Genomic DNA, 22349 nt, shown 5'->3' with positions numbered 1-22349 from the left:
GCCCTGCGGCGCCCGCGAAAAAAGTCAGTCTTGACTGTTTGTTTCGGTGCCGGCACGCTGTCCCCGTGCCCACCGCATCGACCCGCGTCCCTCAGCAGGAGCGCAGCCGCGCCACTCAGGCCCGGCTGCTGGAGGCGACCGTCGAGTGCCTGGTGGAGCACGGCTGGTCCGGCACCACGACGACCGTGGTCGCTGCCCGGGCCGGCGTCTCGCGCGGCGCCCAGCTGCACCACTACCCGACCAAGGCCGCGCTGGTCACCGCCGCCGTCGCGCACCTCGCCGAGCGGCGGGCCGGGGAGCTGCGCACCGAGGCCGAGGCGCTGCCCACCGGCCCGCAGCGGCTCGACCGGGTGGTCGACCTGCTCGGCGTGGCCTTCACCGGCCCGCTCTTCGTCGCCGCCCTCGAACTCTGGGTGGCCGCCCGTACCGACGCCGAGCTGCGCGACGCCCTGGTGCCGCTGGAGGCCCGGGTCGGTCGGGAGATGCACCGGCTCACCGTCGGCCTGCTCGGCGTCGACGAGCGCCGGCCCGGGGTCCGTGAGGCGGTCCAGGCCACCCTGGACCTGCTCCGTGGGCTCGGCGTGGCCAACCTGCTCAGCGACGACTCGGCCCGCCGCACCGCCCTGCTGCACACCTGGAAACGCCAGCTCGCCGCCCTGCTCACCCCGGATCCGGGTCTGCAACACCCGGCTCCGGACGCCGGCACCTGACCGGCCCACCGCCCGGAGGCACCATGGTCGACCTGACAGCACTGCTCGCGGACCTGGCCGCCGAGTCCGAACAGCTCGACGCCCTCGTCGCCGCGCTGCCGGCGGACGGATGGTCGCGGCCCACACCGGCTCCCGGCTGGACGGTCGGCCACCAGATCGCCCACCTCGCCTGGACCGACCACGTGGCCCGGCTCGCCGCCACCGACGCCGAGGCGTTCTTCGCCTCGGTCACCTCGGTCCCCGATCCGAGCCGGCTGGTCGACGACGGCGCGGAGCAGTTCCTCGCCCCGCCGGCCGAGCTGCTCGCCCGCTGGCGGGCCGGCCGGGCCGGGCTCGCCGAGGCCCTCGCCGCCGTCCCGCCCGGGGAGAAACTGCCCTGGTACGGCACCCGGATGTCGGCCGCCTCGATGGCCACCGCCCGGATCATGGAGACCTGGGCGCACGGCGAGGACGTCGCGGACGCACTCGGCGTACACCGCACCCCGACCGAGCGGCTGCGGCACGTCGCGCACCTCGGCTTCCGTACCCTCGGGCACGGCTTCGCCGCCCACGGCCGGCCGGTCCCGACGGCGCCGGTGCGGGTGGAGCTGACCGCGCCCGACGGGTCGACCTGGGGCCTCGGGCCGGCGGGCGCGGTGGACCGGGTCACCGGCCCGGCGCTCGACTTCTGCCTGCTGGTCACCCAGCGGCGGCACCGCGCCGACCTCGCGCTGGTCGCCACCGGGCCGACCGCCGACGCCTGGCTCGACGTGGCGCAGGCCTTCGCCGGTCCGCCCGGCGCCGGCCGCCGGCCGCGGACCACCAGCGGGGCCCGGGCATGACCGGGGTGCTGCGGGTCGGCAACGCCTCCGGCTTCTACGGCGACCGCCTCTCCGCCTGGCGGGAGATGCTCGACGGCGGCGAGCTGGACGTGCTCACCGGCGACTACCTGGCCGAACTGACCATGCTGATCCTCGGCCGGGACCGGATGCGCGACCCCGACCTGGGCTACGCGAAGACTTTCCTCCGCCAGCTCGAAGGCACCCTGGGCACCGCGCTGGACCGGGGAGTGCGGATCGTGACCAATGCCGGCGGGTTGAACCCGGCCGGGCTGGCCGCCGCGATCCGGGCGCTCGGCGACCGGCTCGGCCTCACCGTGCAGGTCGGCCACGTCGAGGGTGACGCCCTGCCCCGCCCGGACGCGCTCACCGCGAACGCGTACCTCGGCGCGTTCGGCATCGCCGCCTGCCTCGACGGCGGCGCCGACGTGGTGGTCACCGGCCGGGTCACCGACGCCTCCCTGGCGGTCGGGCCGGCGATCGCCCGTTTCGGCTGGGGGCGCGACGACCTGGACGCCCTGGCGGGGGCGACCGTCGCCGGGCATCTCATCGAGTGCGGCACGCAGGTCACCGGCGGCAACTTCAGCTTCTTCACCGAACTGCCCGACGGGGGCCACCGCCCCGGCTTCCCGATCGCCGAGATCCACCCGGACGGCTCCGCCGTCGTCACCAAGCATCCCGGCACCGGCGGCGCGGTCACCGTCGAGACGGTCACCGCCCAGCTGCTCTACGAGGTGGGCGGGCCGGCGTACCTCGGTCCGGACGTGGTCACCCGGCTGGACACGGTGCGGCTGCGCCAGGACGGGCCGGACCGGGTCCACGTCTCCGGCACCCGGGGCACCCCACCGCCGGACACCCTCAAGGTCGGCATCAACAACCTCGGCGGCTTCCGCAACTCGATGACGTTAGTCCTCTGCGGGCTGGACATCCCGGCCAAGGCCGCGCTGGTCCGGGCGCAGCTGGAGGAGGTGGTCGGCAAGGAGGGGCTGGAGTTCACCCTGGCCCGCACCGACCACCCGGACGCGAGCGACACCGAGACGGCGAGCGCGCTGCTGCACGTACACCTGCGCGACGGCGACCGGGAGCGGGCCGGGCGGGCCTTCTCGGCCGCCGCGGTGGAGCTGGCCCTGGCCTCCTATCCCGGTTGCACCCTCACCACCCTCCCCGGCGACGCCACCCCGTACGGCGTCTTCACCGCCGTCGCGGTCGGACAGGACGAGGTCGCGCACGTCGCGGTGCTGCCCGGCGGCGAGCGGGTGCCGATCGCCCCGCCGATCCGGGCGACGCCCGCACCCGCGGAACCGGCGCCGACCGGGCCGGCCGCTCCACCGGATTCGGGGCGGCCGACCCGGCGCGGGCCGCTCGGTGAGCTGGTCGGGGCGCGCTCCGGCGACAAGGGCGGGGACGCCAACCTCGGCGTCTGGGCCCGCACCGACGCCACCTGGGCCTGGCTGCGCGGCTGGCTCACCGTGGACCGGCTCGCCGAGCTGCTGCCGGAGACCGCCCCGCTGACCGTCGAGCGGTACGAGCTGCCGCACCTGCGCGCGGTCAACTTCGTGCTCCGCGGCCTGCTCGGGCAGGGCGTGGCCGCCTCCACCCGATTCGACCCGCAGGCGAAGGCGCTCGGCGAGCTGCTCCGCTCCCGGATCGTCGACCTGCCGGCGCAGGGGTGACGGCGATGGCCATCGTGGACACCCCGGAACGCCGGCAGCTGCGCGAACTGACCCGGGCCTTCGTCAAGAAGGAGGTCCTGCCGCATCTGGCCGACTGGGAGCGGGCCGGCGAGGTGCCGCGTGACCTGCACGCCACCGCCGCGAAGATCGGCCTGCTCGGCATCGGCTTCCCCGAGTCGGTCGGCGGCAGCGGCGGCGACCTGCTCGACTCGATCGTGGTGACCGAGGAGATCATCCGGTCCGGTGGCTCGTCCGGGCTGGTCGCGGCGCTCTTCACGCACGGCATCGCCCTGCCGCACATGGTCGCCGCCGCCGGCGGCCGGGCCGGGGGCCTCCTCGGCGGCCGGCTCGGCGGAGGCGGGGCGCCGGGCGACAACGACCTGGTCGACCGGTACGTCCGCCCCACCCTGGCCGGGACGATGATCGGCGCGCTGGCGATCACCGAGCCGGGTGGCGGCTCGGACGTCGCCGCGATCCGTACCACCGCCCGCCGGGACGGCGACCACTACGTGGTGAACGGGTCGAAGACCTACATCACCAGCGGCATCCGGGCCGACTTCGTGACCACGGCGGTCTGCACCGACTTCCCGGGAAGCGGCGAGCTCAGCCTGCTGGTGATCGAGAAGGGCACGCCCGGCTTCACCGTCGGGCGGCGGCTGGAGAAGCTGGGCTGGCACTGCTCGGACACCGCCGAGCTCTCCTTCGTCGACGTACGGGTGCCGGTGGCGAACCGGATCGGCGAGGAGAACACCGGCTTCCTCGCGATCATGCAGCACTTCGCCGCGGAGCGGCTCTCGCTGGCCACCCAGGGGTACGCCACCGCGCAGCGCTGTGTGGAGCTGGCGGTGCGGTGGTGCCGGGACCGGGAGACGTTCGGCCGGCCGCTGGCCAGCCGGCAGGTGGTCCGGCACCGGCTGGCGGAGCTGCACACCCGCGCCGAGGCGGCCCGGGCGTACGTGCACGACGTGGCGGCCCGGGTGGCGGCCGGCGAACCGGTGGTGACCGAGGTGGCGATGGCGAAGAACGTCGCGGTGGCCGCCTGCGACCACGTGGTCGACGCGGCGCTGCAACTGCACGGCGGCTTCGGCTACCTGCGCGACGCCGAGGTGGAACGGCACTACCGGGACGCCCGGATCCTCGGCATCGGCGGCGGCACCACCGAGATCATGAACGAGATCATCGCGAAGGGCATGGGGCTGTGAGCGCGAGGAGTGAGCCGGGTCTGCGAGCCCCGCAGTCACGAACGGAAGGGAGCCCTGTGACCACACTGGACAGCGCGATCGACCCGTCCTCGCCCGGCTTCACGGCCAACCGCGAGGGGCTGCGGGAACGCCTCGCCGAACTGGAGGCCGCGCTCGATCAGGCCCGGGCCGGCGGCGGTGAGAGGTACGTGACCCGGCACCACCAGCGGGGCAAGCTGCTCCCCCGGGAGCGGATCGAGCTGCTGCTCGACCCGGACAGCCCGTTCCTGGAGTTGTCCCCGGTGGCCGCGTACGGCACCGACTTCCCGGTCGGCGCCAGCACGGTCACCGGCATCGGCGTGGTCGAGGGCGTGGAGTGCCTGGTCGTCGCGAACGACCCGACGGTACGCGGCGGCGCGGTCAACCCGTGGTCGCTGGCGAAGACCCGGCGGGCCGGCGAGATCGCCCTCGCCAACCGGCTGCCGATGATCAACCTGGTCGAGTCGGCCGGGGCGGACCTGCCCACCCAGGCGGAGATCTTCATCCCGGGCGGCCGGGTGTTCCGCGACCTGACCCGACTCTCCGCGGCGAAGATCCCCACGGTCAGCGTGGTCTTCGGCAACGCCACCGCCGGCGGCGCGTACGTGCCGGGGATGTCCGACTTCACCATCATGATCCGGGACCGGTCGCAGGTCTACCTGGCCGGGCCGCCGCTGGTGAAGATGGCGACCGGCGAGGTCACCGACGACGAGTCCCTCGGCGGGGCGGCCATGCACGCGTCGACGTCCGGCCTGGCCGACTTCCTGGCGGAGGACGAGCGCGACGGCATCCGGCTGGCCCGGCAGTGCGTGCGCCGGCTGAACTGGCGCAAGCAGGGCCCGCCGCGGCGTACCGCCTCCCCCCGAGAGCCGAAGTACGACCCGGAGGAGCTGCTCGGCATCGCCAGCGCCGACCTCAAGGTGCCCTTCGACCCGCGCGAGGTGCTGGCCCGGGTGCTGGACGGCAGCGAGTTCGACGAGTTCAAGCCGGCGTACGGGACCGCGCTGGTCACCGGCTGGGGCGAGCTGCACGGGTACCCGGTCGGCGTGCTGGCCAACGCCCGGGGCGTGCTGTTCAGCGAGGAGGCGCAGAAGGCGGCGCAGTTCATCCAGCTCGCCAACGCCGCCGACACCCCGCTGGTCTTCCTCCAGAACACCACCGGCTACATGGTCGGCACCGAGTACGAGCAGCGCGGCATCATCAAGCACGGCGCTCTCATGATCAACGCGGTGTCGAACTCGAGGGTGCCGCACCTGACGGTCAACCTGGGCGCCTCCTACGGCGCCGGCAACTACGGCATGTGCGGCCGGGCGTACGAGCCGAGGTTCCTCTTCACCTGGCCGAACGCGAAGTCCGCGGTGATGGGGCCGGCGCAGCTCGCCGGGGTGCTCTCGATCGTGGCCCGGCAGGCCGCCGCCGCCCGGGGGCGCTCCTTTGACGAGGACTCCGACGCGGCGATGCGGATGATGGTCGAGCAGCAGATCGAGTCCCAGTCCGGGGCGCTCTTCCTCTCCGGCCGGCTCTACGACGACGGGGTGATCGACCCCCGGGACACCCGGACCGTCCTCGGGCTCTGCCTGTCGGCGATCCACAACGGACCGGTGAAGGGCGCCGACGGCTTCGGCGTCTTTCGAATGTGAGCGCGAGGAACGCAGCGAAGCGGAGTCCCGCAGTCGCGAACGAAAGGCAGACTCAGTGATCCAGAAGCTGCTCGTGGCCAACCGGGGCGAGATCGCCCGCCGGGTCTTCGCCACCTGCCGGGCGCTCGGCGTGGCGACCGTCGCCGTGCACTCCGACGCCGACGCCGACGCGCCCTTCGTCGCCGAGGCCGACCAGGCCGTCCGCCTGCCCGGGAACACCCCGGCCGAGACGTACCTGCGGATCGAGCTGATCCTGGACGCCGCCCGGCGGGCCGGCGCGGACGCCGTCCACCCGGGCTACGGCTTCCTCGCCGAGAACGCCGAGTTCGCGGCGGCGGTGACCGATGCGGGGCTGACCTGGGTCGGCCCGCCGGCCAAGGCGATCGCCGCGATGGGCGACAAGATGGCGGCCAAGGCGCTGCTCGTCGACGCGGGCGTGCCGATGCTGCCGACCTGGACCGACGGCGACCAGGTCACCGGCTTCCCGGTGCTGGTCAAGGCGTCCGCGGGTGGCGGCGGCCGGGGCATGCGGATCGTCCGCGACGCCGCCGGGCTGGCCGAGGCCGTCGCCTCCGCGCGCCGCGAGGCCGCCGCCGCGTTCGGCGACGGCACGGTCTTCATCGAGCGGTACGTCGAGCGCGGCCGGCACGTCGAGGTGCAGATCTTCGGCGACAGCCACGGCTCGGTGGTGGCGCTCGGCGAGCGGGACTGCTCGATCCAGCGCCGGCACCAGAAGATCGTCGAGGAGGCCCCGGCGGTCGTCGACCCGGAGCTGCGGGCCCGCCTGCACGAGGCGGCGGCGGCGGCCGGCCGGGCCGTCGACTACGTCGGTGCCGGCACGGTCGAGTTCCTGCTCGCCCCGACCGGGGAGTTCTTCTTCCTGGAGATGAACACCCGCCTCCAGGTCGAGCATCCGGTCACCGAGGCGGTCACCGGGCTGGACCTGGTCCGGCTGCAACTGCTGGTCGCCGAGGGCGCACCGCTGCCGCTGGCGGCGACCCCGCCGGTCGACGGTCACGCGATCGAGGTACGCCTCTGCGCCGAGGACCCGGCCCAGGGCTTCCGCCCGGCCACCGGCGTCCTGCACCGTTTCGCGGTCCCCGGGGTGACCGGCGAGTTCGCCGCCGCGCGCGGGCTGCGGCTCGACTCCGGCGTGGTGGACGGCTCGACGGTCGGCGTGCACTACGACTCGATGCTGGCCAAGCTGATCGCCTGGGCGCCGACCCGCGGCGAGGCCGCCCGTGCCCTCGCGGGCGCGCTGGCCCGGGCCGAGTTCCACGGCGTCGCCACCAACCGGGACCTGCTGGTCCGGGTGCTGCGCAGCCGGGAGTTCGGCGCGGCCGAGGTCGACACCGGCTTCCTGGAGCGGCACGACGAGGTCTTCGCCCCACTCCTGCCGGCCGAGCAGGTGCCACTCGCGGCGCTGGCCGCCGCGCTCGCCTCGGCCGCCGGGCGGCGCGCCGGCGCGACGGTGCTCGCCGGGCTCCCCTCGGGCTGGCGCAACGTGCCCGCCTTCCCGCAGCTCACCCGCTACGCCGGGTCGGACGGGACCGAGTTCGAGGTCCGCTACCGGCTGGACCGGACGGGCGCCCTCGCCGCGTGGTCCAGCACCTCCGGGGCCACCGGCGACCCCGCGGCCGACCCGGCGGACGCGGCGCCGATCGGGAGCGCCGGGTCGGCCGGAGACGCCGCCGGGCAGCCGCCGACCGTGGCGCTGGTCGAGGCCACCCCGCACCGGGTGGTGCTCGACGTGGCCGGCGTGCGGCGCGAGTTCCGCGTACACCGGGTGGGTGCGGAGGTCTTCGTGGACGGCCCGGACGGGGCGGCAAACCTGACCGAGCTGCCGCGGTTCCCGCTGCCCACCGCGGAGCTGGCGGCCGGTTCGCTGCTGGCGCCGCTGCCCGGCACGGTGACCCGGGTGCACGTCGAGGTCGGCCGGCGGGTCGTTGCCGGAGAACTGCTGCTGACCCTGGAAGCGATGAAGCTCGAACATCCCGTGCTCGCACCGACCGACGGCGTGGTCGCCGAACTGCCGGTGCCGGCCGGCGGCCAGGTCGAGACCGGCGCCGTGCTGGCCGTGGTCAACCCCGAGGAGGACCTCCGATGAACTTCGACCTCACCCCCGAACAGGACCAGCTCCGCGACGCCGTCCGCGCGCTGGGCCGCAAGTACGGCCACTCCTACTTCGTGGAGAAGGCGAAGTCCGGCGGGCACACCACCGAGCTGTGGAGCGAGGCCGGCCGGCTCGGCTACCTCGGCGTCAACATCCCCACCGAGTACGGCGGCGGGGGTGGCGGCATCACGGAACTGGCCATCGCCTGCGAGGAGCTGGCCGCGGCCGGCTGCCCGCTGCTGCTGCTGGTGGTCTCCCCGGCCATCGCCGCCACGGTGATCAACAAGCACGGCACCGACGAGCAGCGCAAGCGGCACCTGCCCGGCCTCGCCGACGGCACCCAGAAGATCGTCTTCGCGATCACCGAGCCGGAGGCCGGCTCGAACTTCCACCGGCTCGGCACGGTGGCCCGCCGCGACGGCGACGACTGGCTGCTCTCCGGCCGCAAGTGCTACATCTCCGGCGTGGACGAGGCGCAGTACGTCCTGGTCGTGGCGCGTACCGAGGATGCCTCGACCGGGAAGCTGAAGCCGGCGCTGTTCATCGTGCCGACCGACGCTCCCGGGCTGACCCGTTCCAAGCTGGACATGGAGATCCTCTCCCCGGAGAACCAGTTCCTGCTCTACCTGGACGACGTGCGCCTGCCCGCCGACGCGCTGGTCGGCGAGTCGCTCGACGCCGGCCTGCCGGCGCTCTTCGCCGGGCTCAACCCGGAGCGGATCACGGTCGCCGCGATGGGCGCCGGCACCGGCCGGTACGCCATCGAGCGGGCCAGCGAGTACACCGCCACCCGCAAGGTGTGGGGCGGCCGGAGCATCGGCTCCCACCAGGGCGTCGCCCACCCCCTCGCGCACGCGGCGGTGCAGGTGGAGCTGGCCCGCCTGATGATCCACAAGGCGGCCACCCTCTACGACGCCGGCCGGGACCTGGAGGCCGGTGTCTCCGGCAACATGGCCAAGTACGCCGCCGGCGAGGCCGCCGCGCTCGCCGTGGACACCGCCGTGCAGGCGCTCGGCGGGGCCGGCATGACCACCGAGTACGGCGTGGCCACCCTGCTCGGCGCGGTCCGGGCCGGCCGGATCGCCCCGGTCAGCCGGGAGATGATCCTCAACTTCGTCGCCCAGCACGTCCTCGGCCAGGACAAGTCGTACTGACAGCGGGTGGGCGGCGACTCCGGCCGGGTACGCCGCCGGCCTGACGTGCCGCCGGCGGAAAGGGTGACCGTTTCGACACCCTGCGTTCGCCCGTCCTCCACTGCCACGATCGGGGCGACGATCCACAGGGGAGGGTGTCATGGACAGAAGAGCCATTCTCAAGGGGCTGGCCGCCACCGCGGTGACCGCACCGGCGGCCGGCCTGCTCGGCGCCGCGCCGGCCGAGGCGGCGACCCACTACGTGATGGCGACAGAGCAGGCCAGCGGACGGATCCTGCGCTTCAACCCGGCGGCCTGGAACAGCGGCACGGTGCTCTGGAAGGCGCCGAGCACCACCGGCACGTGGACGAACCTCTCCGACGTCAAGCGGCGGGCGACCGCGCGGTGGGGCAACGTCATGCTGGTGACCTCCTCCGGGGTGGGTGACCACCTGGGCCGCGCCGCGATGATCGACGAGAGCGCGATCAGCTCCGCCAGGACCGGCGGCATCGTCTGGCAGGCGACCGTGGACGGCAATCCGCACTCGATCGAGCGGATCGAGGGCAAGGGCGCCATCGTGGTCGCCACCTCCAAGGGGCCGACCGGTTCGTCCACTGGTGGTGGGCTGCACCTCTTCGTGCCGTCCAGCAACGGCGGCAAGCCGGGCACCAGCGCGGTGAAGTTCTACGGCTTCCCCGGCGCACACGGGGTGATCTACCACCAGAGCGGCTTCGTCATCGCGGTCGGCAGTGGCGAGGTGCGGCTGTACGCGATCACCGGCAACGGATCGAGCACCCGGCTGTCGTACCGGACGAAGCTGACCTTCAGCGACGGCGCCGGGCGGGCGAAGACCGGACATGACATCCTGCCCGACCACGACGGCAGCGGGTACTTCTTCACCTCGTCCTACAACGTGCGCTCGCTCAGCGTCGTCTACGCGGGCAACAGTTGGCAGCTGACCTCCAGCGTGGTCAGCGGCGCCGACCACGTGAAGGCGTACACCCGGCTGCCCAACGGGGTGCGGACCTGGGTGGTGCCGGGCTCCGGCGAGGGGGAGTGGAGCCGGACCATCCACTTCAGCTCGGGCAACCACAGCAAGAGCGGCGCCCGCTTCTACCGGGTGCGGTACTACACCACCGCCTTCGCGTGACCGGCCGTTCCGGGTCGGCACCTCGCTGACCAGCCGGGCCCGGGGTACGGCGGGCGACCCGATCGCCCGCCGTACCCCGGAGTCGGTCAGCGGACGGTCAGTGAGCCCACCACGGGCAGCGGCGCGACGACCGGCGGGAGCCGCTTCGGCTCGCCCGCCCGCCGGGCGAGCCCCGGCTCGCGCTCCACGAACGGCTGCGCGTCACCGGTGCAGACCGTCCCCCTGGCCGGCAGCTTCAGCCTGAGCAGGTAGGCGTCCACCGCGCCGGTGACGCACGCGGACGTGCCGTACGCGGTGTGGCCCCAGCTGTCGCTGCTGAGCAGCCGGCTGTTCGGCAGCAGCTTCGCCGAGCTCACCGCGCCCTGGTAGTTGGTGGCCGGGTCCCAGTAGTTCCCCACCACCAGCACCGGGTTGGCGGTCCGGCGGTTGAACGGGCCGGTGTAGGCGTCCTCGTCGCGAACGGTCCAGCTGTCCCGCGCGCATGCTGCGGTGCCCCAGGCCCAGGCCCGCCCGAAGTACGGCGCCCGCTTGTCCTCCGCGGCGCTGAGCGCCGGCCAGTCCGCGAGCTTCTTGGGGTGGTACGAGTCGGTGCAGTCGACTCCGAGGAAGGTCTCCAGGCCGTTGTCGTACGGGAAGTCGTACCGTCGCTGCTGGCGGGCCTGCGTGGCCCGCTGCCCGAGCGCCTTGCGTGCCTGGGCGAGCCGGGCCGGGGTGACCGACTGCGGGTCGGTGAGGGCCAGCAGGTCGCTGGTGATCCCGATGATCGACTGCCACCCGTCCGGGCTGTACAGCGCGCCGAGGCTGGCGCTGACGAAGTCGGCGTAGCCGACCGTGTAGGAGCCGTACTCCGGGTCGTCCACCACCACCGGCTTCTTGCGCAGCCGCTGGGCCACCAGCTCGTACGAGGCGACCGGGTCGCCGGCCGCGAGCGGGCAGGCCTGCGCGCCGGCCTTGTCGCAGCGGACCAGGATCTCGTGCAACGCCTGGTACGCGCCGTCGGCACTGCGCAGCCGGGTCTCCTGGAGCTGGCCGCGGGCGGCGCCCTGGCCCACCCAGGCGTCCGGGTTGAGCACCCCGTCGACGACCACCGCCCGGACCCGGTCCGGGAACATGTTGGCGTAGTACTGGCCGAGCGCGGTGCCGTAGCTGAAGCCGAGGTAGCTCAGCGTCTTGTCGCCCACCGCCCGGCGCAGCACGTCCATGTCGCGGGCGACCTCGGCGGTGGACATCGCCCCGGTGAGCGGCCGGCCGGTCGACGAGCACGCCTTCCCGACCACCTTCGACGAGGTCAGGTAGGCCTTCGTCTCGTCCGCCGTCCATGGAAAGGCCACCTTGAGCCCGGTGTACGCCCTGGTCTGGTCCTTCACCGAGGGGAAGCACTTCACGTTCTCGCTGGCCGCGATCCCGCGCGGGTCGACGCCGACGACGTCGAAGCGGTCGAGCAGGTCGTCACCGAGGAAGTAGGGGGCCGCGAGCGCGATGTCGGTGCCGGATCCGCCGGGGCCGCCGGGGTTGAGGAAGAGGCTGCCGATGCGGTGCTGCTGGTCACGGGCCCTGACCCGGAGCAGGGCGATCTCGGTGGTCGCGCCGTGTGGCTGGTCGTAGTCCAGCGGCAGCCGGACGGTGGCGCACTCGGCGGAGTCGTAGCAGGCGTACCAGTCGAGCTTCGGCGTGGGCACGCGGTCGACGCGGCGGGCCTCGACGGCGCTGGTCCGGTCCGACGTGGCCGGTGGGCCCCAGCCGGGGGTGGCCGCCGCCGAGGTGGCGGGGACGACCGCCGATCCGGTGAGGACGAAGCCGGCGAGCGCTGCTGCGGCCAGGGACCGGGTTCTACGTGGCATGTGGATGCCTTCCGGTGGAGGACGGGGACGGTCGAGGAACACCTCGACCTCCGTCACTCTAGGAACGACCGACAAGGCAAACGGCCCGGCAAAACCCCATCAAAGCCGCGTTCCTCCAGAATGATGTAACGAATTTTTCATGGTCGACGCTCTTGATATTTCGGTCCGACGACCACCCGAAATGTGAGGCCCGGAACGAGGCGGCGTGTCACCGATGCGCGGATTGACAGTCCCGCCGGGGCGGACATGCTTGTCGGATGGGCCGAATACTCAGGCCGGACCCGCGGATCGTCGCGGCGGTCGCGTCGCTCGCCACCGTCGCCGTGCTGGTGGTCCTGGTCGTCTGGCACCCCGCCGGCATCCCCACCGTGGGGCTGGCGTTGCTCTGCGTCGTCCTCGCGACGACCGCCGGCACGGCGGTGGCCGCGCTGCGCCAGCGCGACCATCGGGAGGAGGCCGCCGCCCTCGGGCAGCCCGACGCCGCGCTGCCCGGCCTCGACGCGGACACCTTGGACGCGCTGGACAGCGCGGCGGTGCGATCCCGGCTGGACCCGCCCGCCCAGCGGGTCAGCGACCGATGAGGGTCGGCCCGACCAGGGCGTCCACGCCCCGGCCCGCCAGGCAGCGGTACCGGCGGTCGAGGTCCGCCCCGGTCGGCGGCAACACCTCCAGGTGCCAGCCGGCGGCCTGCTCGATGCCGCTGGTCAGCCGGAACGTCCGCGCGTTGCAGACCGCCCCGACCACCGGATCCGCGCTGACCTCGGCGTGGCCGGCCTCGACCAGCCTGGCCGGCAGCTCACCCTCCAGGTAGGACTCCCAGGTGTGCCGGCCGTCGCAGGAGGTCCGGGCCGCCTCCGCCCGGTCCCCGCGCAGCCGTACCGGCCCGAAGCACTCCAGCTCCGCGGCGCACCGCGCGGCCACCGGCAGGGACACCGCCGGGCCGAGCGCCGCGCAGGCCGGCAACGCCCGCCCACCGGCCGCCGGCGAGGACGACGGGGTGCTCGCCGCCGCCGTCGCAGCGGGCCCGGCCACCGGTGGGGCGCCGCCGGCCAGCCAGGCCCCGGCGCTCGCGGAGGCGGCCAGGGCGAGGACCCCGGCGCCGCCGAGGAACCACCGGCGCCAGCGCCGGCCGGCGTGCGGCACGGTCGGATGGTCGCTCTCCGCCGGCGGCCGCGGACCGGTCCCGACCGCGGGGTACGGGCTGCCGGTGGTGGCACGCCCGCCGACCGGCGACCCGGAGATCGGGGCCCCGCTCACCGGCGCGCCGCTGACCGGGGCCGGGGCCGGGTCCAGCGGCAGGGCGAGGAGCAGGTCCCGCAGCTCGATCGCGGACGGCCGCTCCGCGGGATCGTTCGACATCCCGGCGCGCAGCACGTGGACCAGTTCGGGCGGCACCCCGGGCAGCTCCGGGATCGGCTGGTGGAACATCTCCAGCACGGTGACCAGGCTCGGGTTCCGCTCCGACTGCCAGCGCGGCGGCTTCCCGCTCATCACCGCGTAGAGGGTGGCGCAGAGGGCGTAGACGTCCACGGCCGGCGAGGGCGGGCTGTGGCTGAACATCTCCGGCGGCGCGTACGCCGGGGTCAGCACCTCCAGCGTGACCGACGCGTCGCGCACCTCGGCCAGCACCGCCAGCCCGAAGTCCGCCAGCACCGCCGGGTTGAAGTGCGAGTAGAGGATGTTGGCCGGCTTCACGTCGCGGTGCAGCACCCCGGCGGCGTGCGAGTGGGCGAGCGCGTCGGCGATCTTGATGCCGAGGTCGCGGGTCTCGGGCGCGCCGAGCGGGCAGTGCCGCATCCGCTCCGCGTACGAGCCGTCGCAGAGTTCCATGATGAGGTAGGGGTGCTGGTCGACGGTCACCCCGACGTCGAAGAGGTCAACCACGTGGGGGTGGGAGGACATCTTGCCCGCCGCCCGCGCCTCGCGCAGGAACCGGGCCTGGTCCCGCTCGCTGTCCAGCGTGCGGTTCTCGACCTTGACGGCGACCTCCCGCCCGACCGAGATCTGGGTCGCCCGGTACACGGTGGCGTAACCGCCCCGGGCGAACACCTGCAGATCGGTCAGACCGGGCACGATGGGCAGCCGGAGCGCGCCGGGCGAGGTCTCGGTCACGGCTTCGAAAATACCCGTCCCGCCGGGGCGCTCAGCGGACCGTACCGGCGGAGGACGCGGGACCGGCGGCGGCCGGGCCGGCCTCCGCACCCGTCACCGGGCCGCTGGCCTGCGCCTTCACCCCCGGCTGCGGCTCGGCGTCCGGCGCATCGGCGAGGTTCGAACCGTCGACGGCCGGGCCGTCCACCAGCCCCGGTCCGGTGGCGCGGCGGGCGTCCCACCACAGACCGACGGCGGTGGCGACCGCGCCCAGCCCCTCCCAGAGGGCGACCCCGATGAACCGGTCCGGCGCCACGCCGGCCAGCACGGTCAGCGTGAAGACGGTGAAGGTGACCAGCCGGAAGAAGACCGTGAAACGGTAGAACGACCGCCACTCGGTGACCGTCGCCAGCAGGTAGTAGACGCCCATGTTGAACGAGGCCATCGAGGACGCGGTGAGGAACGTGCCGGTGTAGTCGCCGGCCGCCCGCCGCGCCGGCACCTCGAAGCCGAGCAGCCGCAGCTGCGCCTCCGGCCAGAGCAGCCCGAGCGCGCCCATCACCAGCGCCAGGACGCCGAAGACCGCGATCGTCCAGCCGGCGCCGGAACGCGGCAGCCTCATCTGTCCTCCCAGGCGGACGGCGCGGCCGTCGCATCCGGACGACCGCGTGGAAGTGCCACGCTAACCGGCCCTCACCGTGGGACACATCCCCGAAACCGGCAGACCTTGCCCGAGGGGCGGGAGCGGCGGATCAGACCCCGGCGGCCAGACCCGCGCGCAGCGCGTCGGCCGACGCGCGCTCGCTGCGCTGCTCGGTCGCGTACGCCAGTCGGACCGCCTCCTGGGCGCAGGCCAGCGCCTCCACCGGCCGGCCGCAGGCGGCCAGCGTCTCGGCCAGCACGCTCGCCCCGATCACCTGGCTGCGCACGTCCTCGGCCGGAGCGGCGACCGCCCGCTGGGCCCAGTCCAGCGCCTGCTCCCGCCGACCGTGCGCGAGCAGCGCGGAGGCGTACCGGGCCATCGTCTGGCGACGGGAGAAGAGCAGGGTCGGGGCGCTGGCCGCGGTGGTCGCCACCGGGGCGAGCAGCCCCACCGCGGTGGCCGGGTCACCGGCGGCGAGCCGGGCGGTGGCCAGCAGCACCCGCGGCCCCACCTGGGCCGGCGCCTGCGGATTGTGCGGTTCGACGGCGGTCAGCACCGCCCGGGCGTCCCGCTCGGCCAGCTCGCAGTCGCCCATGTCCAGCGCCACGAAACCGCGCAGCGTGCCGGCCATCCCGGTCAGCAGCGGGTGCGAGGTGCGCTCGGCGTACGCCAGCGCGTCGGTCAACAGGTCCGCCGCGTGCTCCGGCTCGCCCAGGCCGCGCGCCACCACCCCCCGGACGACCAGGGCGAAGCCGCGCCCCCAGTCGTCCGAGACCTCGGCGAAGTCCCGGTACGCCCGGCGGGCCTCCCGGTCGGCCTCGGCCACCTCGCCCAGCTCCGCCCCGGCGAACGCGTGGACCGCCCGCAGCGTGCCCACCGCCCACGCCTCGCCGACCCGCTCACCGAAGGGCAGGAAGACGTTGGCCAGCCGGCAGGCCTCCTTGAGCCGCCCGGCGAGCAGCCGGGCGAACGCGGTGGTGCCCCGCAGCCAGGCCCGCCCGTACGGGTCCTTCAGCTCGGCGAAGAGCCGGGCGGCCCGGGCCAGCACCGCGTCCGTGCCGGCGAAGTCGCCCCGGGTGGTGGTCACCCACGCCAGGTTCTGCAACGACCAGGCCTGCCCGCGCGGGTCCTTCGCCGCCAGGCTGACCTGGTACGACGCCGCGAGGCGGCTGCTCGCCTGGCCGAGTCGACCGGCGATGAAGTCGGCCATCCCGAGCCGGCGCATGGCCGAGGCGCGCAGGGTCGCCAGGTCGCCGTCGGTGGCCACCTGCAACGCCTCCTGCCAGCACGCGGTCGCCCGCTGCTGGTCGCCGAGGGTCTGCCAGGCCTGCCCGGCGAGCAGCAGCGCGCTGGCCCGGGTGCCCTCGTCGGTGGTGTTCGCGGCGATCTTCTCGGCGAAGGCGAGCGCGTCGGTGGGGCGCCCGACCTGGAGCAGCGCCCGGGCGTGCACCACCCGGTCGGCCGGCGGTACCCCGTCCCGGGCCAGCTCGGCGGCGCGTTCGGCGTACTCGACGGCCAGCGCCGGCTCCCCGGCCTGCAGCGATCGGCGGGCGGCCCGGCCCAGCGCGGCCACGCCCAGCGGGGTGACCGTACGCGCCGGCGCGTCCGGCCGGAGCTTGACCGCGTCGGCCAGCGCCGCGGCCCGTTCCACGTGCTCGGCGACGAAGTCGTCCCGGGCGGCGTCGGTGAAGCCGCCGGGCGCGGTGACCGGGGAACCGCTGGCCGGCGCCGCCCACCGGGCCAGCGCGGCGTGCCGCTCGGCCAGCTCGGCCTTGCTCACCCCGGCGTACGCGGCCTCCCGCATCAGCGGGGTGGCGAAGGCGTACCCGGTCCGGGTGCGATGCAGCATCCGTCGTTGCAGCAGCTCCTCGACGGCCCGTTCCAGCTCGACCGCGGCCACCGCGGCGGGCCGTCCGTCGCCGCCCGCGCGCTGCCCGCGCAGCGCCTCCAGCGCCCCGGTGGGCACGCTGTCGCCGACCACGGCGGCGTCCCGCAGCACCGAGCGGGCGTCCGTCGGCAGCGCGTCGATCCGGGCGGCGAGCACGGCGGCCAGGTCGCGGGAGAGCAGTCGGCTGCCCAGCGAGCCGGGCACCAGCCGCCAGCCGCTGTCCGATCCGGCGGTCAGCGCGCCGCGTTCGCGCAGCAGGGTGACCAGCTCGGCCAGGTAGAACGGGTTGCCCTGGGCGGTGGCGAGCAGCCGGTCCGTGTCGGGCTGCGGCAGCCGGCCGCCGCTCAGGTAGCCGGTGAGCAGGCGCGAGGCGTCCGCCCCCCGCAGCGGCGGCAGCGCGTGCACCTCGGCGTCCGCGACCCGGGTCAGCGCCCCGGCGGTCCGCACCAGCTCCGGCCGGCCGAGCAGCAGCACCAGCGCCGGGCCGGTGAGCCGGGACAGGGTCAGCCCGAGGGCGCGGATCGTCTCGGCCGTGGCGTCGTGCAGGTCGTCCACGACGATCACCAAGGGCGCCTCGCCGGCGAGCGCGCTGAGCAGCCCGGCCACCGCGTTCGGCACCGCCTCGGCGTCGGCCGGGGGCGGGCTGGCGCTCCACTCGCCCTGGTCGCTCGGGCTGCCGGCGGGCAGTTCGGCGTAGCCGAGCAGGGCGAGCAGCTGGTCGGTGGCGAGCGGCGTCGGATCCGGGCGCAGCCGGCCCAGCCGCTGGCCGAGCCGGCGCAGCCGCTCCTCCACGGCCGGCCGGGTGAGCGCGGTGGCCGGGTCGTTGGGCAGGCCGACGGCGGCCCGTACCAGGTCGGCCAGGGGGGCGAGCCGGCGTCGCTCGCCGAACGCGGCGCAGCGTACGGAGAGCACCCGGGCCCCGCTGTGCGCCGCGTACCGGCCGGCGCCGACGTCGTAGCCGGCGGCGAGGCGTTCCACCTCGGCGGCGAACCGGGACTTGCCGATGCCCGCCTCCGCGGTCATCAGCACCACCCGGGGTTCGCCCCGGTCGATCACCTCGGCGAGTCGCCCGGCGATCCGGCCGATCTCGGTCTCCCGGCCCACGAAGGGCGCCTCGTCACCGAGGCCGGAGCGGGTGCCCGGCGCGTCGAGCAGACCCAGCAGCTCGTACGCCTCGACCGGTTCGCGCTTGCCCTTGAGCCGCAGTGGCCGCAGCGCCCGCCAGGAGGCGATGTGCCGGGTTGCGGCGGAGGTCCGCGCACCGGCGTAGACCGCGCCGACGGCGGCGGCGTCGGCCAACCGGGCGGCGGTGTTCACCGTGTCGCCGATGACGGTGTATTCGATGGCGGCCTGGATGCCGGCGATGACGTCGCCGGTGTTCAGGCCGACCCGCAGGCCGAGCGGCGCGCCGCCGCCCCGCTCGTCGTCGAGCACCCGGCGGACCGCGCGTTGCATGGACAGCGCGGCCCGGACGGCCCGCTCGGCGTCGTCCTCGTGGGCCACCGGGGCGCCGAAGACCGCCATGATGCCGTCGCCGGTGAGCTTGTCGACGTGCCCGCCGAAGGTCTTGACCGCGCCGGCGAGCGCGGCGAGCACCCGGTCGGTGACCGCGCCGACCCGTTCCGGGTCGAGGTCCTCGGACCAGGAAGTGAAGTCGGAGAGGTCGCCGAAGAGCACGGTCACCACCCGGCGCTCGGCGGCCGGCAGGGTGGCGGCGGCCGGGAGCGCGGCGCCACAGTTGTGGCAGAACCGCGCGCCGGGCACCGCGACGGTTCCACACACGGGGCAGGTCACGGCTGCTCCAACTCCGCACCCCCGGCGCCGGATTCCCGGGGGTCGACACCGAGGTACTCCAGTTGAGCCCGAACCGACCATTCGGCGGCCCACCAGAGCGACCGGTCGACGTCCGCGTAGACCCGGGCGACCACCTCCGGGGCGGTGGTGGCGCCCTCGGCGACCGCGGCCCGGACCTGGTCGAGCCGGGCCCGGCGGTGGGCCAGGTAGAACTCGGCGGCGGCGCCGCAGTCGGCCAGCGCCGGGCCGTGCCCGGGCAGGGCCGGGATCCCCCGGTACGTGGCGAGCAGTTCCAGGCTGGTCAGGTAGTCGCCGAGGTGGCCGTCCGGGTGCGCCACCACGGTGGTGCCCCGGCCCAGGATGGTGTCGCCGGTGAGGACGACCCGCTCGTCGCCACGCTCCGCCAGGAAGCAGACCGAGTCGGCAGTGTGTCCGGGGGTGGGCAGCAGCCGGAGGGTGAGGCCGGCGGCGTCCAGCGCGGCCTGCGGGGTCAGCGGCCCGGCGCCGACGGTGTGCGCGGGGTCGGCGGCCAACACGGGAGCTCCGCCGAGCAGCTCGTGCAGGCGGGTCGCGCCCTCGGTGTGGTCCGGGTGCCCGTGGGTGATCAGCACGGACCCGACCGGCCCGTGCGCGGCGATCCGGGTCAGGTGCTCCTCGTCGGCCGGGCCCGGGTCGACGACGACTGCGTGCTCCGCCCCGGGGGCACGCAGCACCCAGGTGTTCGTCCCGTCCAGCGTCATCGGCCCCGGATTGGGCGCACGAAGCAGGGTCACCCAGCCCGGCAGACCGTCCGCGAGCGCGGCCGCCGGCCCCGTCACATGCCCGCCCATGGCTGCGATCGTACGACCCCGCCCGCCACTCCCCGCGATCTTGCTGCTTCCGCCCGGCATTTGTGGCCGTTCACGGCTTTCGCCGGCGTACCAGCTGCAAGATCGCGGGGACGGACGGTGACGTCAGCCGACCTCGACGATGACCTCGACCTCGACCGGGGCGTCGAGCGGGAGCTCGGCGACCCCGACCGCGGAACGGGCGTGCCGGCCGGCCTCGCCGAAGACCGCGCCGAACAGGTCGGAGGCGCCGTTGATCACGCCGGGCTGACCGGTGAAACCGGGCGCGCTGGCGACGAAGCCGCTCAGCTTTACGATCTTGACGACGTTCTCCAGGCCGACCAGCGAGTCGATCGCCGCGAGGGCGTTCAGCGCGCACCGCTCGGCCAGGTCCTTCGCCTGGTCGGCGGAGACACCCGCGCCGACCTTGCCGGTGGCGAGCAGCTTGCCCTCGGCCATCGGCAGCTGGCCGGAGACGTAGACGTGCTGGCCGGACTGCACGGCCGGGACGTAGCTGGCCACCGGGGGCACCACGTCCGGCAGGGTGAGGCCGAGTTCGGCCAGCTTCGCGTGGGGTCCGTTGCTCACGAGCCTCAGCCCTTCGGGCGCTTCAGGTAGGCGACCAGCTGGTCCGGGTTCGGGCCGGGCACCACGGCGACGAGTTCCCAACCGTCCTCGCCCCAGTTGTCGAGGATCTGCTTGGTCGCGTGGACCAGCAGCGGGACCGTGGAATATTCCCACTTCTGCATCGGAGGAAGGCTCCCTTGCCTGCGCGTGGACTGCTTTCCGGCACAGCCTACGGTCCGGAGGTCGACCGGGGCGCGGGACGCTGCTCGGGGGCGGCCGGCACCTCGCCGCACCGGCCCTCGTGGTCGTACGGCTGGGGCCTCGTACCTGAATGACCGCCGTCCGACCGGACCCACCGCCCGACCCGCTCCCCCGCACCGGGACGACCGTAGGACCACCTGCAAGGACGCCACAACGGGACGCGCACGCCCGATCACTTTCGGTCACATATGCGACACGCCGCCGATCCGGAACATGACCGCGCGGAACAGCACTTCTGAGCGGTCCGGCACGCGGAGCCCATCGACCGCTACCCTTCTGCGTCGACGGGCGATCAGGGGTCGCCCGCCGTGCCGAGCCCGCGTCGTCGCCTGGGGCGGCGAGGACGCCCCACCCCCCGGGGGACCACATGACCCAACCGCCGTTCGGTGGCGCGAGCGGATCGCCGGACACGCCGGCGTCCCGGCAGGAGGGGACCGGCCGCACCGGCCCGACCTCCGCCGGCACGCCGACCCCGGGCGCCGTCCCGCCGGCCTATCCCACGTACCAGGCACCGGCCGCACCCCGCCGGCGCGGCCTGCTGATCGCCTCGATCGTGCTGGCCACGGCCATCCTGCTCTGCGGTGGCGGCGGGACCGCCGCCTTCCTGGCCCTGCGGGACACCGAGAGCGGCCAGGGCTCCCCGGAGCCGACCGTCGCGGTGGACGGCTTCCTCACCGCCGTCTACCGGGACCGGGACGCGCGCAAGGCGGCCACCTTCGTCTGCTCCGCCTCGCGGGACAGCAAGAAGATCGACGGCAAGGTCGCCGAGGTGAACCGGTACGCCACCGACTACCGCAATCCGCGCTTCCGGTGGTCGAGCCCGAAGGTGGACAACCAGACCGGCGACCGGGCCACCGTCACCACCAAGCTCACCATGACCACCGCGGACGAGAAGGTCGCCGAGCAGTCGCTGCGCTTCACAGTGGTGCGGAAGACGGGTTGGTGGGTCTGCGAGGTGGGCTGACGCCGCCGGGTGGATAGGCTCGTCGGGTGCGATCAGCTGAGCGGCCGGCGGACCCGGCAGGCACCGGATGGCCTTCCCGCCTGCACGTGGTGACCGGCAAGGGCGGCACGGGCAAGACGAGCGTGGCGGCCGCGCTGGCGCTCGCCCTGGCCGGCGACGGGCGGCGCACGCTGCTGGTCGAGGTCGAGGGGCGGCAGGGCATCGCCCAGCTCTTCGGCACCGAGCCGCTGCCCTACGAGGAGCGGCACCTGACCGACGCCCCCGGCGGCGGCGAGGTGCGGGCCCTGGCGGTGGACGCCGAGGAGGCGCTCCTCGAGTACCTGGACATGTTCTACAAGCTGGGCGCGGCCGGGCGGGCGCTGCGCAAGGTCGGCGCCATCGACTTCGCCACCACCATCGCCCCGGGCCTGCGGGACGTGCTGCTCACCGGCAAGGTGAAGGAGGCGACCACCCGCACGACCGGCCAGCGCCGGGCGTACGACGCGGTGGTGCTGGATGCGCCGCCGACCGGCCGGATCGGCCGCTTCCTCAACGTGACCGCGGAGACCGCCCGGCTGACCAAGGTCGGCCCGATCAAGACCCAGAGCGAGGGGGTCTCCGCGTTGCTGCGCTCCCCGATGACCGCAGTGCACGTGGTCACGCTGCTGGAGGAGATGCCGGTCCAGGAGACGGTCGACGCGATCACCGAGCTGAACCAGTTGGGCTTCCCCGTCGGCCGGGTGATCGTCAACGCGGCCCGGCCGCCGCTGCCGACCGGCCGTGAGGTGACCCGGGCCGAGCTGAAGCGCGGGCTGGTCGCGGCCGGGCTGCCGGCCGACGCGGCGACCGTCGCCGGACTGGCCGACGAGGCGCGCGACCAGCAGGTCCGCCGGGAGCTGGAGGACTCGCTCCGGACCGACCTGATGGAGCTGGACCTGCCCCTGACCGAGCTGCCGCTGCTTCCCGACGGGGTCGACCGGGCCGGGTTGGAGACGCTGGCGAAGATCCTCGGCAGGGCGGATTGACTCACACCTGAC

The 22349-nt window shown here is 74.6% G+C and carries 17 protein-coding genes and 1 pseudogene; 11 read left to right on the top strand and 7 right to left on the bottom strand.

The window, feature by feature from the left end; translation table 11 throughout:
• Positions 1 to 65: 65 nt before the first annotated feature.
• The 8 genes from AC5RWQ_RS13440 (at position 66) to AC5RWQ_RS13405 (ending at position 10457) form a co-directional block, all read left to right on the top strand.
• Complete coding sequence (locus AC5RWQ_RS13440; RefSeq protein ID WP_494283057.1) at positions 66 to 710, top strand: TetR/AcrR family transcriptional regulator; 645 nt, start codon at positions 66 to 68, stop codon at positions 708 to 710.
• A gap of 23 nt (positions 711 to 733) precedes the next feature.
• Entirely contained in the window at positions 734 to 1531 is a 798-nt protein-coding gene (locus tag AC5RWQ_RS13435) for a TIGR03084 family metal-binding protein (protein WP_494283056.1), read from the top strand.
• A complete protein-coding gene (locus tag AC5RWQ_RS13430) occupies positions 1528 to 3201 on the top strand; it encodes an acyclic terpene utilization AtuA family protein (RefSeq protein WP_494283055.1) in 1674 nt (557 codons plus the stop codon). The genes AC5RWQ_RS13435 and AC5RWQ_RS13430 overlap by 4 nt, the downstream gene beginning before the upstream one ends.
• 5 nt (positions 3202 to 3206) lie before the next feature.
• Positions 3207 to 4403 (top strand): acyl-CoA dehydrogenase family protein, encoded by a 1197-nt coding sequence (locus AC5RWQ_RS13425; protein ID WP_494283054.1) that lies wholly within the window; start codon positions 3207 to 3209, stop codon positions 4401 to 4403.
• Positions 4404 to 4459: 56 nt separating this feature from the next.
• Positions 4460 to 6061, top strand: coding sequence for an acyl-CoA carboxylase subunit beta (locus AC5RWQ_RS13420; RefSeq protein ID WP_494283053.1), 1602 nt, complete (start codon positions 4460 to 4462; stop codon positions 6059 to 6061).
• A 55-nt stretch (positions 6062 to 6116) separates the two neighbouring features.
• Entirely contained in the window at positions 6117 to 8168 is a 2052-nt protein-coding gene (locus tag AC5RWQ_RS13415) for an acetyl/propionyl/methylcrotonyl-CoA carboxylase subunit alpha (RefSeq protein WP_494283052.1), read from the top strand.
• The gene (locus AC5RWQ_RS13410) at positions 8165 to 9328 is read left to right on the top strand and encodes an acyl-CoA dehydrogenase family protein (protein WP_494283051.1); all 1164 of its coding nucleotides are present in this window, start codon (positions 8165 to 8167) and stop codon (positions 9326 to 9328) included. Before AC5RWQ_RS13415 ends, AC5RWQ_RS13410 begins: the two co-directional genes overlap by 4 nt.
• A gap of 139 nt (positions 9329 to 9467) precedes the next feature.
• Positions 9468 to 10457 carry a hypothetical protein gene (locus tag AC5RWQ_RS13405; protein ID WP_494283050.1) on the top strand — a complete coding sequence of 330 codons (990 nt, stop codon included), beginning with the start codon at positions 9468 to 9470 and terminating at the stop codon, positions 10455 to 10457.
• Positions 10458 to 10543: 86 nt separating this feature from the next.
• Here AC5RWQ_RS13405 and AC5RWQ_RS13400 read toward each other — a convergent pair whose 3' ends face one another.
• The gene (locus AC5RWQ_RS13400) at positions 10544 to 12298 is read right to left on the bottom strand and encodes an alpha/beta hydrolase (protein WP_494283049.1); all 1755 of its coding nucleotides are present in this window, start codon (positions 12296 to 12298) and stop codon (positions 10544 to 10546) included.
• Positions 12299 to 12555: 257 nt separating this feature from the next.
• Between AC5RWQ_RS13400 and AC5RWQ_RS13395 the strand changes: the two genes are divergently transcribed.
• Positions 12556 to 12879, top strand: coding sequence for a hypothetical protein (locus AC5RWQ_RS13395; protein WP_494283048.1), 324 nt, complete (start codon positions 12556 to 12558; stop codon positions 12877 to 12879).
• On the opposite strand, the gene AC5RWQ_RS13390 is transcribed toward AC5RWQ_RS13395, so the two are convergent.
• The 6 genes and pseudogenes from AC5RWQ_RS13390 to sp36 form a co-directional block, all read right to left on the bottom strand.
• Positions 12866 to 14410 carry a serine/threonine-protein kinase gene (locus AC5RWQ_RS13390; RefSeq protein WP_494283047.1) on the bottom strand — a complete coding sequence of 515 codons (1545 nt, stop codon included), beginning with the start codon at positions 14408 to 14410 and terminating at the stop codon, positions 12866 to 12868. The genes AC5RWQ_RS13395 and AC5RWQ_RS13390 overlap by 14 nt on opposite strands.
• Before the next feature lie 166 nt (positions 14411 to 14576).
• Positions 14577 to 15011: pseudogene (locus tag AC5RWQ_RS13385) on the bottom strand (hypothetical protein); the annotation flags it as partial.
• A 130-nt stretch (positions 15012 to 15141) separates the two neighbouring features.
• Positions 15142 to 18714, bottom strand: a complete 3573-nt coding sequence (locus AC5RWQ_RS13380; RefSeq protein WP_494283046.1) for an adenylate/guanylate cyclase domain-containing protein — start codon at positions 18712 to 18714, stop codon at positions 15142 to 15144.
• Positions 18711 to 19544, bottom strand: coding sequence for an MBL fold metallo-hydrolase (locus AC5RWQ_RS13375; protein WP_494283045.1), 834 nt, complete (start codon positions 19542 to 19544; stop codon positions 18711 to 18713). Before AC5RWQ_RS13375 ends, AC5RWQ_RS13380 begins: the two co-directional genes overlap by 4 nt.
• Before the next feature lie 123 nt (positions 19545 to 19667).
• Positions 19668 to 20129: a RidA family protein gene (locus tag AC5RWQ_RS13370; protein WP_334484190.1), complete on the bottom strand. Its 462-nt coding sequence runs from the start codon at positions 20127 to 20129 to the stop codon at positions 19668 to 19670.
• A gap of 5 nt (positions 20130 to 20134) precedes the next feature.
• Positions 20135 to 20290: a Sp36 family protein gene (gene sp36 / locus AC5RWQ_RS13365; RefSeq protein ID WP_334484193.1), complete on the bottom strand. Its 156-nt coding sequence runs from the start codon at positions 20288 to 20290 to the stop codon at positions 20135 to 20137.
• Between the two features lie 446 nt (positions 20291 to 20736).
• Between sp36 and AC5RWQ_RS13360 the strand changes: the two genes are divergently transcribed.
• Positions 20737 to 21333 (top strand): Rv0361 family membrane protein, encoded by a 597-nt coding sequence (locus AC5RWQ_RS13360; protein ID WP_494283044.1) that lies wholly within the window; start codon positions 20737 to 20739, stop codon positions 21331 to 21333.
• A gap of 26 nt (positions 21334 to 21359) precedes the next feature.
• Positions 21360 to 22337: an ATPase BagA gene (gene bagA, locus AC5RWQ_RS13355; RefSeq protein WP_494283043.1), complete on the top strand. Its 978-nt coding sequence runs from the start codon at positions 21360 to 21362 to the stop codon at positions 22335 to 22337.
• Positions 22338 to 22349 lie beyond the last annotated feature (12 nt).

Source organism: Micromonospora sp. BS32, assembly GCF_059089345.1.
This window is presented reverse-complemented; position numbering and strand designations above follow the sequence as displayed.